This window comes from Pseudoalteromonas sp. McH1-7 (assembly GCF_013366255.1).
Lineage (GTDB): Bacteria > Pseudomonadota > Gammaproteobacteria > Enterobacterales > Alteromonadaceae > Pseudoalteromonas > Pseudoalteromonas peptidolytica.
Genome location: NZ_JABWPQ010000008.1, coordinates 129,727 through 145,646, shown reverse-complemented (window position 1 = coordinate 145,646; position 15,920 = coordinate 129,727). Strand labels below are relative to the sequence as shown.

Sequence of the window (15,920 nt, the reverse complement as noted above, 5' to 3'; positions counted from 1 at the left end):
TGTGAATTTAGGAAACTTTATACAAGCAAAGTGGTTTGGTGAAAAGCTTAAATCACAGATTGGATATTACGATAATAGGCTATATTGTATAAGCCATGAGGGATTTACACCTAGTGACAGAGTTCCGAAAGTTGTGATTTTGGCGAGAAAGTTCTATACCTTGCGCACTAAAGATTATGCTTCAATTTCGAAGCAAGAGCTTAACAAAATTCTGGAACTCCAAAAGAACTCTAGTAAGGCAAAACTGACCTATACAGTAAATGAAAATAGTTCAATCGATGGTTTCACTGTCACATATATAGAACTTAAAAATCTACCGATGACAGTGACTTCAGCGGCTATCTATATTCCTGAAACAGAACTTTTTAATAGAGAAGTGATTGCCGAAGTGAATACGCCCAATTCCAGCTTTTATATTGGAAAAGGCACATCAGTGGTGAAAGGAGGGTTGATATCGACTTTTGAAGCATTTAAGTACAGTATTGGCCAATCTAGCGATGCCAACAATAAAACGTTCAACGCTGACGAGTATGCAGAGTACTTGCTGAATCTGTTGCTTATGACAGATTTTAAAAAGTTCAGAGGCAAGATAATTCTCAACCAAGGTATGTTGGCGAACCCCTTAAAGCTCCATTTTCTGTATATCTTACCTCTGATATCTATTTTTATTGTACTTCTATCCGTACTTGGTTGGAATGAGTTAAAAAGGTACCAACTAGAGTCCAAAAGTGAACACCTAGCACCAGAAGTAAGTGCACTGCTAGAGTATCGTAATACGATAGATAAAAATAATGCGCTTACACAGACCGTTACAAATATTGTTCAGCAAACCAAATTGGTCCACCCTATATGGGATGTTCTGAATATTGCGATGAATAATGGTTTTTACGTGGACAGGTATGAATATGATGGTAATTCATTTGAAATTTCTGGTCATGCGAAAAATGCTAACCAAGTGCTTAAAGCTGTAAGTGATATAGAGCTAATATCAAACGCTTCGATTCGAGGTGGTGTTCGTAAAATTAGAGGTGATGACCACTTCACTATAAGCTTCCAAAGCAAGGTACAGAATGAAACTAATTAAACGCATCCCACATAAATATCAACACTATGGGTTGATCATGATAGTTTTGCTTTTTGCTCTGTATGTTGTTGACCCTCTTTTTGAGTATACAAATGAGGTAAAAACTGATGTTCAAGTGCTACAGATAAGGGCTAGCAAGCTAAATAGTCTTGTGTCCCAATCAGGTACTCTACTTGAAGAAAAAAATATTTCAGAAGTACAGAGTGAGCAAGCGAATGCGTGGGTTTTTCCACTAGAAAGCGAAAGTGCCTTTAAGCTAAAAATCCAACAACAGTTAGAAAATATATTAACGACTTCTGATTGTAATGTAGAGCGAGTGGGCTGGGAAATAGCCACACAACCATATGAATCAATTAAAAAGTGGAGTCTAGAGCTAAAGCTTAACGGTAACCCTATATGTATGGCAAAAGTTACCAGAGCACTTGAAAGCAGCCAGCCGATGTTCGCTCTTGACAGTTTTCTATTTCAAACGAGAAGCTGGGATGGCGGTATTGCTCATAACATTGAAGCTACGCTTAAAGTAAGTATATATCAACAAGGGGAGGTGGGATGATAATTCGTATTAGTCTAGTTATTTCATTGGTAGCTTCCTCATATTTACTGACCGGCTTAGCCGATACAACGGAGTTGAATAATAGTAATACAGAAGCTAAAGCACTTCGTTTCGCACCATCCCAATCACTGCTGTCAGCAACTACTGAAGCTGAGAAAAAGTGGTATGCGTTATCCGCTGCGCAAAAAGTGAAGCAAGAGCGCGCGGTTGCACCCGAAAAGCCTAAGCCTAAAAGCCAGCAAGTACTTACTTTCGATGGAATAGAGTTTACGTTATTAGGCATCTTCAAAAATCAGCAAGATAAATTTGTCTTACTTAGCAGCAGAGAGGGCGGTATGCTCAGAGTGAGTGCAGGTGAGTCTATTACTGAAAATGTACAGTTAAAATCAGTAGCAACAGATAGTATGACAATCCTTGTAGCCAACGAGGAGCGTAATATCCGATTATTTAAAAGAGTTAATGAAGGTAACAATGGATAAGAAGTTATACCAAGTGCAGATCATTTTAGTTACGGTGCTCATGCTCAATGGGTGTATGTCTACCAATTCTAATATTGGGAAGGTTTCGGTCACGCAGTCTTTTTTATCTGAAGCAGAAGCTGAAAATTCACAGGCAGCAGCTGTTGATGAACAAACAGATACAGACCAAAACCAAGGCTTTACCAAACTTCAATCCATCGCGAAACCGGCGCAAACGAAACTAGAGGTTGATTTAGCCAATAAGTTTTCTAGTGAAAAAGCGTTTCAGCTTTCAGCTAATGAGTTGCCGCTGAATGAGTTTGTTCACTACGTATTAGGTGAGTTATTGAATGTATCTTATTTCATAGATCCAGAAGTAAAGAAGAATGTTCAGCCTGTTACCTTATCTTTGCAAAATCAAGTAACTGAGCGCAGGTTGTTTCAGTTAACTCAAGACATACTTTCTAAAAATGAAGTGCGTATTGCACTAAACGAAGATATTTTTTATGTATACCCAGCGATTAAAGATCAGGGTAAAACGGATATGGCGTTTGGGTTTGGCAGGACTGAAGAGTCTGTGCCATTGGTATCCAGCATAATTTATCAAATGGTGCCAATGAATTATGATGTTACCCTTGATACGCGAGTGCTTTTGAATGCTTTACTTGAAGCTAAAAGCTCGGTTGATGAAGCACAGAATCTTGTAAGAATAGAGGGGTCACGAGAGCAGGTGCTAAGGGCGCTAGAAATTATTGAAATTATTGATGTCCCTACATTTGCGAATAAAGCAATTGCGATGGTTGATTTTAAATATATAGATTCAACTTATTTTGTAGAAAAAGTATCAGAATTATTAGATGAAGAGGGAATAAGTACTAAGGCTGCATCAAGGCAGTCAAAATCTGTTACTTTTGTTCCCCTAGAGCATTTAGGCAAGATCATCATCTTTGCGACTTCAGACCAGATACTAACAAGAGTAAAGTATTGGGCAAAAGTGCTCGATAAACCAGCCTCGGGGTCGGAACAAAGCTTTTATATATATCGTCCACAGTATGCACGAGCTGCTGATATAGGAAGAAGTTTAGCACCACTTCTAAAAGGGCAAATTTCTGGAGGTGGACCAAGTGTGGGGACGAACTCAGGTACTTCGGTGCCCAGCTCCTCGAATAGACCTGCGACTGATACCACTCAAAAAAGTAGTTTTGCAATCCAAAGTGATGAGATAAGGCTAGTGGTAGATGAGCGAGCCAACGCTTTGATATTCTATTCAACCGGCAAATATTACCAAGATCTTCAGCCTATCATAAAGCAATTAGATATTATGCCTCAGCAAATTATGATGGAAGTTGTTATCGCGGAAGTGAAGCTTACTGGTGGGTTCTCAAAAGGAGTACAATTTGCACTGAGAAGTGGGGCGGCCGGTACTAGTACAGAACGTTTTAACTTTAATAGTGAAAGTGGGTTTAGTTATTCTATAGTCGGTTTACCTGGCAACGTAAATTTGAATTTGAATCAGAAGGCCGGTTTAGTGAATGTGCTATCTCGACCAACTTTATTGGTCAGAGATGGAGTGTCAGCAAATATAAGCGTTGGTGATGATATACCTACAATAGGTAGTACAACAACGGATCCTATTAACAGTGAACGTGAGACGACGACGATACAGTATCGTAAAACGGGTGTAGACCTTAATGTAACTCCTACTATTAATGCACAGGGCACTGTTATAATGACGATAGAGCAAACTATATCTAACGTTAATACAGAGGCAAGTGGTAATTCGTCTACTCCTGCTATTTTTGAGCGTAGCCTTAGCACAGAAGTTGTGGCGGGCAATGGGCAAACAGTATTGCTAGGGGGGTTAATCAGTCAAAATACCTCTGAAGGTGGTAATCGTGTTCCTGGCCTTGGCAACATCCCTCTGCTCGGCCACTTTTTTAGGTCTGATACTCGCAGTACTGATAAAACGGAATTAGTCGTGTTAGTTACCCCTAAAATTGTTAAAAGTTCCGATGATTGGGTGAAAATTAAACAAAGCTTCAAAAAAGGGTTAGAAAACCTAGACTTTTAGCTTGATTATCGAGCACGTACGCGCTATTTTAAGCACGATTAGTGATAGTGTTTGATAAAAATAAATAACAAGCATTATGCTGATGCGCAATCATACTCAAAAGTCAGAATTGTATTTTTGTAACAATTGGCAAAAATAATGACAATGAGAGTTTTAACTTGACTTTAAGTCAGGTTAAAATTAGATTTGCATAAAATCGGGAATACCGATTGTAAAGTTCTTGGTTTATTGACCTTCCTAATCGATAAACCAGTTTCATGAAACTAGGAGAATGGAAATAATGAAACTATTCAAAAAGGCGCTACTAGCTACAGCTATCGTAGGTGCATTTGGCGCAAACGCTGCAACAGTAACTAGCGACCCAGTAAAACTTTCTGCAGAAGGTGTAGCAAACAAGCTTTCGGCAGCTAACGTTGCTTTCGATGTTGATTTTGTAATTGGTAAAGAAACACCTGCAGCATCAAAAATTACTTTAACTTTTGACCAAACAATTAGTGTTAAAGATCTAAATCTAAACACTGGTGTTGATAACATTGTAAACGTTACTTCTGACGGTAAAGGTTACGTAACAGTAGACGGTCAAGCAGTTTCTGGTACAAACCCAGCGTTAGTTACTTTTGACTACGGTACAGGTTCTTTTACTTTTGACAAGTTTAAAGTAGACGACACAACTAACTCTATTGAGTTCGTTGTAAACCTAGGTAACCCACTAACTGCAAACTCAGCATTCCGTATGTCTTTTGCTACAGATGCAGGTGTTGATTTCTCTGGTGCTGGTAACGTAGCATACAAGGCTACTACAGTTGCAGGTGCAGAGATTGAAACTGGTACAGGTGTTCTTGCAACAACTACAAGTCAGTTTGCATTCAATGTTAAAGCACCTTTCAATGGTTTGATTGAGCGTTTAGAAAAAGATACTTTCTCTAAAAATGCTGATTCAACTGACAAGCAAGAAGATAAGCTAGTATTTGAACTGTCTAACAACGAGTCTTCAAGCTTACAGGCTCACCTAACTGCTACAACTCACACAGTTGTTTTAGATGGTAACTTCAACAATGGTGGTAGCACTACTACTACACCTGTAACTCAGCTAGTAAATGGTGACTTCGCTCTTACTAACGCATCAGCTACTACTGTAGGTTCTCTTGCACTAAGTGCAGTTGGTTCTACTGCTAATCAAAAGTTGACTCTTACGCTTCCTACTGCAAACGTTGCAGCTACAGGTGCGAAAGTTCCTTTCAATCTTACTTTTGATTCAGGTGACGCTAAAGTAATCCCTGAAACTAAAGACATTTTAGCTACTTACCAAGTTACAGTTTCAGATGCTGGTGTAACGGGTCCTATCACTGTTTCTGAAAACGTAGATGCTGGTAAGTGGGCACTTGATGCAACTATCATCAACATCCCTTACTTCCCAGTTGGTTTCACAGGTCTTAGCACTTCAGTTCACTTTGCTAACGAGTCAGCAAATGCAGCTGATGTACTAGTTGAAGCTATCGACAATAACGGTAAAGAGTACAAAGGTACACTTGCTGACCTAGCTGGCAACACAGTAACTAAAGTTGGTCAAGACACAGTAATGAAGGCGCTAGGCCTTGACACTACTAAGTCTTACAAGCTAAGCGTTACATTCAACATCGATGCAAACACTGGCGATGTTAACGCATACGCGTTCAGCAACGCTGGCGATGCTCGTCAAGCGCTAGTAACTTCTCAACAAAAAGGTCAAGGTAAATAACCTTTTTTAGAGTAATATAAAAAGCTCAGCAATCGCTGAGCTTTTTTGTTTATGGAGGTTTAATGAGAGTCTTTTCATTACTATTACTTTTGATTGGTTTTAGCACACAAGCAGCTTGTAATTTTGATGTGGTCTTTACTACTATACCTGAAACCAAACAGCAGAAAGTTGAACTTTCACCGGACGTACAGTTGTTGATAGCACAAAGAATTGCGAAGCAAACATTGAATGGTTCTGTGGTGGCAACTAATGTAACTTGTCAGTACCTAAAGGGTAAAGAATACACAAATTCAGAGTCAGAGTGGCAAGCTTATTTGGATAATGCAATAAGAGGGCTTGGCAAGTCAGGAGTAACTGAGTTGGAAGTACGTATTATTGGTTCAGAAGATAAGATCTACACTGGTGCGTTAGCTAGCCTTGAGTACCAGTTTGAAGCTAACTTTGGTGGTAATCAGCAAATAATAAAAAACTTAGCTCTTTTAGATATGGAGAGTAACTCGTTGATCTCCTTCTCTGTAAGTGGTAGCCAGTCTGAAAAGGAAGGCGTAACAGATGAATTTAAGCGAGTGATTAGCTCGTTTAAGCTAGCCGACTAACCATAGGGTCACGCCAAGTGACCTTATGGTTTATCCATAACATCGTTAACTTACTTTAACCAGTGTAGCCAAATAAGTTCTAGTACTACGATAAAACACCATAAAGCCAATACTTGCCATACCGTAGGCCACCACACTCGAAATGGCTGCACCGACACCACCATATTGTGGTATCAATACCGCATTTAGTACTATATTCACAATGGCACCTACTAGGTGGCTATGTAAACTTAACTTGTGGTTATTAGATAAAATGAGCCATCGGCTCATAAAAGCTCGGCTAAAAATAAATAAACAGCCAAAGATATGTATTTGCAAAATCAAAATACTGCTGCGATAAGCCTCTCCAAACAGTAGTAAAACGACAGGCTCGGCAAGCCAAAGAGTGAGTGCGATGACGATGATTGCTGCGATGCTGGAATATAAGTAGCTGCGCCTTTGTAGTTGCCAGTAAAGCTTTGGTTGAGCGCGATATAAGCTTACTAATTTTGGCATAAATACATTAGCAACCAGCACTGGCAACACATACCAAAACTCGGATAACTTAGCCGCTGCGGCGTAATGCGCTACCGCTTGGGTATCTACAAAACTGGCTAGCATAATTTGGTCAATTTTTAAGTAGAGCACCGCTGCAAGGCTTGAAAGCAGCAGCCATTTTCCGCGCTGAAGCAATAACCGTGCCCCACGTTGTAGTCTAGGTGCGGTGTTGAGTCTCTCTTGTTTAGCAGGGGGCTGTCGTTTAAGTAACAGTAAATAAGCCAGCGCCAGCAAAATATATTCAAGGCCTGTGAGTATTATCCAAAGTGCGATTGGCAGCTCAAGTATAATTGCCACCAGTAGTGCAATTTTACACGCCACTTTGATGACTACCCTTGGGACAAGTGTAGCAGTGATGGATTGCTTAGCGATAAAGAAAAACTCAATAACGGTCGCTGCATTGCCTACTTGTAGCGCCACGAGTAAAGCAACTAAATAGGCATCAGTCGGGGTTAGAGTGAGCCACCCCAACACATAGGCGATAGGAATAATAAGCACTGCAAATATAAACCGCACCAGCAGTGAAGCATTTAAGTAGAAAGCGCTGTTATGAGGGTATAGAGTAAAATATTTGCTACTTATATTGTTTAGCCCCATTTGGGTAAACACAAGAAACAGCGAACCGAATGCTACAATGGTTGAAAATCGCCCAAATAGCTCTGTACCCGCATACCTGGCCATGAGCAGTGCGCTTGCAAAGCTAAAAAACAGTACAACAAAGCGCTCGATGATTAATAGTGCGCTATTTATAAAGAGCTTTCGTCTCACCCAAAGCGCTCTCTTGCTACGTCTATGTTCTTAAGCTCTTGTTCACAGAGCTTAGCAAGGTGTGTTTTTATTTCTTTGGAGCTAAAATATTCTTGCAGTGTATCTACTACTTTTTGAGTTTCATGGCTTATTTGAGACTCAGTCGCATTGTGTACTTTAATGTCAAGTGGACGACTAAATTGTTGGGTGAACTTGTCACTAAACGCGTTAAGGTTATCTAAAAAGCCAACTAGGCCAAAGCAAGCGAGGTTTTCAATAAATCTAGTATGCTGCGCCTTTGCCTCATCAGGTGTGGCAGGGTAGCGGCCACAAATAAAAGCGCTTTGGGTATTGGCCATTTGCCATCCTCTGGTACTAAAAAGTATGGTATTTGCTTCGGCAATTAAGTCATCGTTACTAAAATTATTGGGAGGCATCACAGGTAAATTGTTTGTGAGCTTGTTAAAGATATAATTTGATTTAAGTCGGGCAATTGGATTTCTCAACATCGTAATAAAATGTACGTCGCGATAGGTGCTTAAAATATCGTGATTCACCCCCCAGTGACCACTAACATAATGTCGTTCAAGAGATAAAAAGTATCGTAACAGGCCTTGTAGCTGGATGAGATGGTGCTCACTAAAGCGGCATTGGCTATCAAGAGAGTCGAGGGCTTGTCCAAAGTTGGTCATACTTGCGGCTATACTGGTGTCTCGGCACAACCTAGCATCTTCTGGGGTTGCAAGCGCTTTACGAAGCGCGTTGTCTATAGCGCTGCCACCACATTTACCAATATGAATATACGCGGCACGCTTTGCAACTGGGGTGTTGGTAATAGGGGTTACAGTAATATGGTAGCCAAGTTGGCTGGCTAAGCTTTTGACGAGCTGTTTCAGCATAGTGGGTTAGCAAATTTAGATTTTTCAATATTCTAGCATTTAAGACGTCGCACAGAAACAAAACGACATGTTACAGTGGCTGTTATCTTGCGATTAGCTTGTGCTATTGTATAAAATTTGAGAGTTTAAGCGGAAGTGACTCTGAAAAGCGCTTGATATATAATACGCCTCTGGTCGAATCTTTCGGCAATTAATGAATAGTTCTCACATAGGTCAATTTTAAGTGGTATTAAGTAACATTATCATTTTTTTTGCAGCTTTTCTTAGCTTGTTCATATTTAGAAAGCTGGCAAAAATAATCAATCTCGTCGATACCCCCAACGAGCGGAAAAACCATAAAGGGCGGATCCCTTTAGTTGGTGGTGTGGCAATATTTGTGATTGTATGTTGTTACTTATGGCTGTCAGGTAATGGCATGACCAATGTCGGGGTATATCTTATTTGTGCTGTAAGCTTGCTAGTGATTGGCGTGATTGATGACCTAATTGATGTGTCATTTAAATTGAGGCTTGTAGTGCAGGCCGGTGTGGCATTTGCCATGATTTTCTTTGCTGATTTAATGCTCTCACAAGTTGGTACTTTGGTGGGGCCATTTGAACTCAATATTGGTATGTTTGGCATAGTAGCTACGGTCATTGCTGTGGTTGGTGCTATCAATGCATTTAACATGGTAGATGGCATTGACGGGCTGTTAGGTGGTCTCGCTACTGTTTCTTTTAGTTCTATGGCGGTTCTATTTTACTTAGCTGGGCTCACTGAGCTGTTTGCTTTTACTATCGCTATTGTTGTTGCCACTTTACCCTATATTTTGATGAATTTAGGGATCCCTTTAGGTCGACGGTTTAAAGTATTTATGGGCGATGCCGGTAGCACCGTTATCGGGTTTACTGTTGTGTGGTTATTGCTCGAAGGCTCTCAAGGTAGCGTGGTTGCGATAGACCCTGTTACGGCACTATGGATTGCGGCTATTCCAATTATGGATGCGGTTTCTACAATTATGAGGCGGATCAAAAAAGGCCAATCACCTTTTAAACCCGACCGTGAGCATCTACATCATATTCTACAAAGACTAGGTGTGGGCCCTAAAATGACTTTATTAGTCATCTGCTCAATCGCGAGTCTTTTTGCGCTAGTCGGTATCTTTGGGCAGCTTTACAACGTTCCAGATTACGTGATGTTTTATGGGTTTATTTTTTGCCAGCTAGTTTACAATCAAATTATGGTAAACATCTGGAAAATTACTGTACTGGTGCGGAAGTTTTTTGGTATCTCTAAAAAGCAAGAGGCAAACGAAAGTGAAGAGCGCGTAGGGTAATGCGCTTATCTATTTGCTTTTTATAAAAACGATATTGTGATGCTGAATAAACTTATCCGACAAGCTGGTGTATTGCTCAGCGGTAACTTGTTTGCTTCTGTACTTAATTTTTTATCTGTCGCTATTTCTTTAAAAGCGCTTGGCGTTGAGTCTTTTGGTCAGGTGACCTTATTGCAAGCGTATATTCTTGTGATTAGCTTGTGTTTTAACCCACAAGCTTGGCAAGGGCTGATCCGGTATTTCAGCCTTGAAACAGACCAAGCAGGGCTGCTTACTTCAACATTAAAATATGACTTAATATGCGCAGTGCTTGGCACTGTGCTTGCTATTTTAATCGCCCCACTTTACACCGAAAGCTTTAAGCTCAGTGAATATACTGAGCTTTTACAGTGGTGTGCTCTTTATGTCTTGATTAATCAAACTAGTGTTGCCATTGGTATTTTACGCTATCAGGAGCGCTATAAAGCCCTTGCATTACAAAATGTGATAAGTGCTGTACTATTTTTTGTTTGTGTACTTGTGGGCTTTTGGTTGGCGTTAGGTGTTGACTACTATGTTGCTAGTTACCTGCTAACGCTTGGGCTTGGTGTTGTATTTATTCAATGGCTATGTTTGCCTTATACACTTTCGTTGTTTAAGGCGCGTAAAGACAACAATGTTATGCTTTCAAATGCCCGTAAAAAAGAGTTTAACAAGTTTAATTTTACAGTGCATATGACAGCACTTGCCGACATACCGGTCAAGCAATTAGATAATATCCTAGTTGGTGCGGTGGTATCTGTGAGTGCAGCAGGTGCGTATCGAGTGATCAAACAAATTGCTACTATTTCAACAAAGGTAACAGCTCCGCTTAATCAAGTTTTATACCCCGAAGTTAATACACTGCTAGCAAGCAAAGAGTACAGCAAGGTTAAGGGCGCGATGCTAAAAATTATCACCTTGTTGTTGGTTCCTTCATTAGTCGTAGTGGTGCTGGCAAGTGTCTCAACAGGATACTGGATCCCGGTGATGTTCTCTGAGGAGTTATTAGCGTATAAATGGCACATCATCACATTTTTGCTTATTCACGCTATTGCCACCGCATTTACCCCCGTACACCCAATATTTTTGGCATTAGGTTATGTGAAACGCTTATTTATGATTACGCTATTTTCCAATTTGGTATTGTGTGCAGGTATTCTTCTGCTAGGGCCGCAAATTGGACTGTGGGGCATCGTAATCGCAATATTTATACAATATGTATTGACCATTATATGCAAATTACCGCTCATTTTAACCAGACTTGCACGAGAAATGGATGAAAGTACTACATTACATACCTAGCTTTTCTGTTACGACAGAGACTTTTATTTATGATCAAGTCGTTGCACTAGAGCGCAGTGGGATTGAGTCTGCGGTACTGACAGCCAAGCGCTTGAATGTACACAGCAGACCTTTTGATAAGGTATATACCGCTCCTATCAAGTCTATTATTAATCCACGTATTACACAGGCCTTTGCTTTACGTTTGCAGTTACTTCCCTTTATGATTGACTATAAAACATGGGCACGTGTCATAGAAGAATTTAAACCTGATGTGATCCATTGTCATACGGGTAATGCTGTGAAGACATGGATGCATGTTAATGACAAACTGGGTTTTAATATTCCCACTTTGGCATCCTTACATGGTTCAGATGTTAACAGTGAACCCTTGATCCGTCCTAAGTATCGCGCAGTGCTGGAAGAGGCGGGTAAAAAGCCTTTTATCAAATGGACTGTGCCATCTGCATTCTTAAAGCAAAAATGTATGCTTAACTTAGGCACGCCAGAGAACAAGATAAGCGTAGTACACAACGCATTTAATCCTATATTTTTGGCGGAGCAGCAAAAAAAAGCGCTTGATGAGTTAAGGATTATTTCTGTTGGGCGCTTTATTGGCTGTAAAGGGCATACTTTTTTAATTGATGCCTTTTCTTTATTACTAAATCGCTACCCTAATGCAACGCTTACGCTTGTGGGGGGCGGTGAGCTTGAAAGCCAGTTAAAAGCCCAGGCAGAAGCGCTCAATATCGACCAAAAAATTACATTCATAGAGCAAGTTCAGCACGCTCAGCTACCAAAATTACTGGCCTCACATAATGTATATGTGCAGCCCTCAATTAGAGATGAAATTACGTTTCAAGAGGAATCATTTGGTGTTGCTGCGCTAGAGGCGATGGCAGTGGGGTTGGCTACCGTAGTGTCTGAATGTGGTGGGCTTACCGAGCTTGCGACACTTACAGACACCAATGCCGTTGCTGTGGTACCACAAAAAGACGCCAGCGCGATAGCAACAGCGGTTGGGCAATTATTTGACCGTCAAGCTTGTCTTTCTTCTTTTGAGCGTGACAAAGTTGGTGCGCTATTTTCATCTCAGACGAATACATCAGCTATCTTAACGCTGTTTAACCAACTTGTATCTGAAAAGTAGCATCACTCGTATTAGAAAAGCTGAATTAATTCGTCAGCCAGCAAGAATGGCTCTTTTCTATAGGTGTTAGGCTGGTAGTTAGGAGCTTGTTCGATCAGTTGTGCAATATGCCTGGTATTATGGCAAACCAAGGCAAAGTTATGCTCGGTAATATACTGTGCCAAGTCTGACTGATGTTTATCAACCCTTTCTACATTGGGTACTACGATACATTTTTTCCCCATCTCCAGCAGCTCAAATACCGTACCTGCACCTGCGTGGGTAATAATAAGGTCTGCATTAGCTAAGTATTCTGAAAAACGCTTGGCAAAGCTAAAATATTCGCCATTAACCGGGGTATAGCTACCACTACCTATTTGAAATGTTGCGTGACAGTGTGAATATGATTTAACTGTATTATCAACGTCTTTTATTAGGCTATCGAACGAAGAAGAGCCAACGGTTACTAAAATATTCATAATCTACCGCAGTATCTTGCATTTTTGTATAGACGGAGCTGCTCTTTATTTTGTACCCAAAATTCATTACTCAGCTTAGACATTAATTTTCCGGTGAAAGAGCGGGTATAGAAGCGGCAAAAGGTTTCAATAAATACAACTTTTTTACCTTGTAGCCGAAGTAGTAAAGAAGGCAGTATAGCTATGCCTGGCCCTGTCGAAATGATCCCGCTTACGCGATATTGACGACAGACTTTTAAGGTCGTAACTATCGCTTTCATCGCTCCATACATGGCCATGCCGATAGATTTAATACGGTTTTGTTTGTGGCGTACATCACTGAGGGTATAATGTTCTACACCTTGGTGAAGAGCAGAAGGGCCCAAAGAGATAAAAGTTAGGTTGGAGTCAATAAGGTGTTGGAAAAGTAGACTCATTTCTTTTTTATGCCCACCCTCACCATAGGCAAGGATGACAACCTTTTGTTTCGACATAGTTACTGCTTTTTACTTAATTTTGTAGTGATCCCAAAATACTTACGTATTTTTACGGTGATCCGCCAAATGCGGCTCATCACATAGAAGTATACGAGATTTGCAGCAATAAAGCTCCAAAACATCACATAATCTGGAATATCAAGTGACTCAGCGATGACCCCAACTGCGGCAAATAGTAAGGCAATGCTACAGATTGTCAGCAGCGCTTGCCTAGATGAAAGCCCTAAACGCATCATGATATGGTGAAGGTGCTCCCTGTCAGGCATAAAGGGAGATTGCCCCTTCTTGATCCGTCTCATTATAGTAGAGAGCGCATCCATGATAGGGATTGCCGCTATCCATAATCCGGTTACAGCACTAAATGAACGCTGCTCACCTTGAGAGCCTTCAATTAACATCCAGACTACAGAAAAGCCTATAACTGTGCTGCCTGCATCACCCATAAAAACTTTAAAGCGTTGGCCAAATGGCACACCAACGTTCATTAATATATAAGGAATAGTTGCTATTACAACAACAAAGCAAAATGACAATAGCTGGGTATGCCCAGACATAAAAAACAGTACAGACATTGCGCCGAATGTCACTGTTGCCATGCCTCCTAATAAACCATCAATACCATCTACCATGTTAAAAGCGTTGATTGCACCAATTACAGCGATAAAAGTCAGTAAATAGCCAAGATACGGGATGTTGAGCTCAATAGGAGCGATAAGCTGCCCAAGATCAATTAAGATTAGCTCTGCACTTAACATCATCACAAGAGACATTATGGCTTGTATGAGTAACCTGAGTTTGAAACTTAAGTCTTTTAAGTCATCCCACACACCAATTAGCAATAAAAAGCCAGCGCAGCCAAGATAAATATAGGAATGAGAGAGGGTAGTTGGAAACACATATAAATAGCTAAAAACAACAACAAATATTGATAAGCCACCGACCAAAGGGATGGTACCGGAGTGTATTTTTCTTTCATTGGGGGTGTCTACAAGATTAATCACCTTTGCTAGTTTTCTAAAGAAAAACAAGCTGATGAATGTAGCAAAGAAAACGCTTAAATTATTTATTATCACTTGTAACAGCGCCTAAAGTTAAATTGAGCCAGTTAGTAAAAGTAGTCAAAGCTACTTCGTGGTTCGCTTTAAGTTCTAATATCGCAACAGCTCGGTTAGAACCATTACCGCATTACTAGTAGGTTACCAGTAATAAGTTAGTAAAAAAACTGCTTCCCCAGCGCATGATGGGCTACTTAATTAAGCGAACGGTTATTTTTGCCCTTGATAACACAGCCTACTTATCTCAGGCACCTTGAAAAACGAGTTAGCAAGGTATAGTAGCGCATCGTGCTTTGTTAGTCACACTGGTTAGCTGTACTTAATGAGCAAATAGCATACACGAATAATCTAACCGCTTTCGTTTCTTTTTGTAAACAAACTTCAAAAATATGAGCTAACGGTAAGTACATATCGAGTAAAAGAAAAGCGTTAGCACAAATACAAGTCAGCGGTTTTGGCGGTTGCATTTGGCTACACTTAAACACCAAAAATGCTATTTTAATAAATCTTCCGTTTGTTATAATGCCCGCCTTTTAGTTAGCTAAAGTTGGTTGAGAAATTCCATGGAAAGTAATGTTGTAGCCACAGAACAAACGATAAACTTCACATTTGCAAAATTAATGCGATACAAATGGGTTGTGATTATTGGAACACTGCTTTCAGCCGCGCTCTCTGTATTGGTAGCGATGGAACAACCCAATAAATACACCGCTAAAGTTTATTTAGTACCATCTAACGCCAAAGAGGGCGGAGGGCTATCTAAGCTGGCTGGTCAGTTCGGTGGTCTTGCTAGTATGGCGGGAATTTCTCTTGGCGGCTCAGAGGGAAATGATGTTGATGCGGCGATTGAGTTTATGAAAAGTCGTGGCTTTTTGCAGCCATTTATCGACAAGCGCACCTTGCTTCCTGAAATACTCGCACTTGAGAAATGGGATTCAAATAATAACGGCTATATCTACAACCCGGAGCTTTATGATGTTGAGACAAAAACTTGGGTAAGAAGCGCTCCTCCTGGCAAGCAAGTTATTCCATCAGCATGGGAAGGTTATATTTCTCTGTTAGGTAGCATAGATGTTTTATATATGAAGAAAAAAGGTCTTGTAGAGCTAAAAGTCACTACGCTAGCACCTGAGTTATCAGTGAATATAACCAACTGGCTGGTTGAAGACATAAATGAATTTTGGCGCACAAAAGATAAACACGAAGCTGAAGAAGCGATAGAGTATTTAAAACAAAAAGCTGCAGAAACCAGTGTTGCAGAGTTACGTACTGTATTTTACGAGTTAATAGCAGAGCAAACCCGTTCAAAATTATTATCGTCTATTGGTGACTACCACTTGGTAAAACCTTTGTCTCCTGTTATCTATCCGGAAGAAAAGTCGGGGCCATCACGTGCTCTGATCTGTTTAGGAATAACCTTTATCGGTGGCTTATTGTCTTTGATTGTTGCATTTATTCTAGCGCTTAGATCAAAGGCATAG

At 40.4% G+C, this 15,920-nt stretch carries 15 protein-coding genes; 10 read left to right on the top strand and 5 right to left on the bottom strand.

Annotated features, from left to right (window positions below):
* Position 1: 1 nt before the first annotated feature.
* The 6 genes from HUZ36_RS07865 to HUZ36_RS07840 all read left to right on the top strand — a co-directional run bounded on the left by HUZ36_RS07865 (position 2) and on the right by HUZ36_RS07840 (position 6,500).
* Positions 2–1,084 (top strand): hypothetical protein, encoded by a 1,083-nt coding sequence (locus tag HUZ36_RS07865; protein WP_176032530.1) that lies wholly within the window; start codon positions 2–4, stop codon positions 1,082–1,084.
* Positions 1,071–1,637: a hypothetical protein gene (locus HUZ36_RS07860; protein WP_176032529.1), complete on the top strand. Its 567-nt coding sequence runs from the start codon at positions 1,071–1,073 to the stop codon at positions 1,635–1,637. The genes HUZ36_RS07865 and HUZ36_RS07860 overlap by 14 nt, the downstream gene beginning before the upstream one ends.
* A complete protein-coding gene (locus HUZ36_RS07855; RefSeq protein WP_176032528.1) occupies positions 1,634–2,116 on the top strand; it encodes a hypothetical protein in 483 nt (160 codons plus the stop codon). The genes HUZ36_RS07860 and HUZ36_RS07855 overlap by 4 nt, the downstream gene beginning before the upstream one ends.
* A complete protein-coding gene (locus HUZ36_RS07850; protein WP_176032527.1) occupies positions 2,109–4,166 on the top strand; it encodes a secretin N-terminal domain-containing protein in 2,058 nt (685 codons plus the stop codon). Before HUZ36_RS07855 ends, HUZ36_RS07850 begins: the two co-directional genes overlap by 8 nt.
* 280 nt (positions 4,167–4,446) lie before the next feature.
* Positions 4,447–5,904 (top strand): hypothetical protein, encoded by a 1,458-nt coding sequence (locus HUZ36_RS07845; RefSeq protein WP_176032526.1) that lies wholly within the window; start codon positions 4,447–4,449, stop codon positions 5,902–5,904.
* 62 nt (positions 5,905–5,966) lie between these two features.
* Entirely contained in the window at positions 5,967–6,500 is a 534-nt protein-coding gene (locus HUZ36_RS07840) for a hypothetical protein (protein WP_176032525.1), read from the top strand.
* A gap of 45 nt (positions 6,501–6,545) precedes the next feature.
* On the opposite strand, the gene HUZ36_RS07835 is transcribed toward HUZ36_RS07840, so the two are convergent.
* Together HUZ36_RS07835 and HUZ36_RS07830 are read right to left on the bottom strand one after the other, a co-directional pair.
* On the bottom strand, positions 6,546–7,805 hold the full coding sequence (locus HUZ36_RS07835) for a flippase (RefSeq protein WP_176032524.1): 1,260 nt from the start codon (positions 7,803–7,805) through the stop codon (positions 6,546–6,548).
* On the bottom strand, positions 7,802–8,683 hold the full coding sequence (locus tag HUZ36_RS07830) for a hypothetical protein (protein WP_176032523.1): 882 nt from the start codon (positions 8,681–8,683) through the stop codon (positions 7,802–7,804). The genes HUZ36_RS07835 and HUZ36_RS07830 overlap by 4 nt, the downstream gene beginning before the upstream one ends.
* Before the next feature lie 223 nt (positions 8,684–8,906).
* Here HUZ36_RS07830 and wecA (HUZ36_RS07825) point away from each other — a divergent pair, with 223 nt between their 5' ends.
* From wecA (HUZ36_RS07825) to HUZ36_RS07815, 3 genes are read left to right on the top strand one after another with little or no spacing between them, the layout of a single operon-like run.
* Positions 8,907–9,998 carry a UDP-N-acetylglucosamine--undecaprenyl-phosphate N-acetylglucosaminephosphotransferase gene (gene wecA / locus HUZ36_RS07825; protein WP_176032522.1) on the top strand — a complete coding sequence of 364 codons (1,092 nt, stop codon included), beginning with the start codon at positions 8,907–8,909 and terminating at the stop codon, positions 9,996–9,998.
* 39 nt (positions 9,999–10,037) lie between these two features.
* A complete protein-coding gene (locus HUZ36_RS07820; RefSeq protein ID WP_176032521.1) occupies positions 10,038–11,321 on the top strand; it encodes a lipopolysaccharide biosynthesis protein in 1,284 nt (427 codons plus the stop codon).
* Entirely contained in the window at positions 11,296–12,450 is a 1,155-nt protein-coding gene (locus tag HUZ36_RS07815; RefSeq protein ID WP_176032520.1) for a glycosyltransferase, read from the top strand. The genes HUZ36_RS07820 and HUZ36_RS07815 overlap by 26 nt, the downstream gene beginning before the upstream one ends.
* An 11-nt stretch (positions 12,451–12,461) precedes the next feature.
* Here HUZ36_RS07815 and pssE read toward each other — a convergent pair whose 3' ends face one another.
* Genes pssE through wecA (HUZ36_RS07800) form a run of 3 tightly spaced genes read right to left on the bottom strand, consistent with a single transcriptional unit; the run spans position 12,462 to position 14,457 of the window.
* Positions 12,462–12,908, bottom strand: coding sequence for a PssE/Cps14G family polysaccharide biosynthesis glycosyltransferase (gene pssE / locus HUZ36_RS07810; protein WP_176032519.1), 447 nt, complete (start codon positions 12,906–12,908; stop codon positions 12,462–12,464).
* On the bottom strand, positions 12,905–13,381 hold the full coding sequence (gene pssD, locus HUZ36_RS07805) for a PssD/Cps14F family polysaccharide biosynthesis glycosyltransferase (RefSeq protein WP_176032518.1): 477 nt from the start codon (positions 13,379–13,381) through the stop codon (positions 12,905–12,907). Before pssD ends, pssE begins: the two co-directional genes overlap by 4 nt.
* 2 nt (positions 13,382–13,383) lie before the next feature.
* Positions 13,384–14,457, bottom strand: coding sequence for a UDP-N-acetylglucosamine--undecaprenyl-phosphate N-acetylglucosaminephosphotransferase (wecA, locus tag HUZ36_RS07800; protein ID WP_252095229.1), 1,074 nt, complete (start codon positions 14,455–14,457; stop codon positions 13,384–13,386).
* Positions 14,458–15,002: 545 nt separating this feature from the next.
* Here wecA (HUZ36_RS07800) and HUZ36_RS07795 point away from each other — a divergent pair.
* Positions 15,003–15,920: a Wzz/FepE/Etk N-terminal domain-containing protein gene (locus HUZ36_RS07795; protein WP_147389400.1), complete on the top strand. Its 918-nt coding sequence runs from the start codon at positions 15,003–15,005 to the stop codon at positions 15,918–15,920.

Coding starts and splice junctions, on each gene's coding strand:
- HUZ36_RS07860 (WP_176032529.1), top strand. CDS start 1,071: ATGAAACTAATTAAACGCATCCCACATAAATATCAACACTATGGGTTG.
- HUZ36_RS07850 (WP_176032527.1), top strand. CDS start 2,109: ATGGATAAGAAGTTATACCAAGTGCAGATCATTTTAGTTACGGTGCTC.
- pssD (WP_176032518.1), bottom strand. CDS start 13,381: ATGTCGAAACAAAAGGTTGTCATCCTTGCCTATGGTGAGGGTGGGCAT.
- HUZ36_RS07840 (WP_176032525.1), top strand. CDS start 5,967: ATGAGAGTCTTTTCATTACTATTACTTTTGATTGGTTTTAGCACACAA.
- HUZ36_RS07795 (WP_147389400.1), top strand. CDS start 15,003: ATGGAAAGTAATGTTGTAGCCACAGAACAAACGATAAACTTCACATTT.
- HUZ36_RS07820 (WP_176032521.1), top strand. CDS start 10,038: ATGCTGAATAAACTTATCCGACAAGCTGGTGTATTGCTCAGCGGTAAC.
- pssE (WP_176032519.1), bottom strand. CDS start 12,908: ATGAATATTTTAGTAACCGTTGGCTCTTCTTCGTTCGATAGCCTAATA.
- HUZ36_RS07855 (WP_176032528.1), top strand. CDS start 1,634: ATGATAATTCGTATTAGTCTAGTTATTTCATTGGTAGCTTCCTCATAT.
- HUZ36_RS07830 (WP_176032523.1), bottom strand. CDS start 8,683: ATGCTGAAACAGCTCGTCAAAAGCTTAGCCAGCCAACTTGGCTACCAT.
- HUZ36_RS07815 (WP_176032520.1), top strand. CDS start 11,296: ATGAAAGTACTACATTACATACCTAGCTTTTCTGTTACGACAGAGACT.
- HUZ36_RS07845 (WP_176032526.1), top strand. CDS start 4,447: ATGAAACTATTCAAAAAGGCGCTACTAGCTACAGCTATCGTAGGTGCA.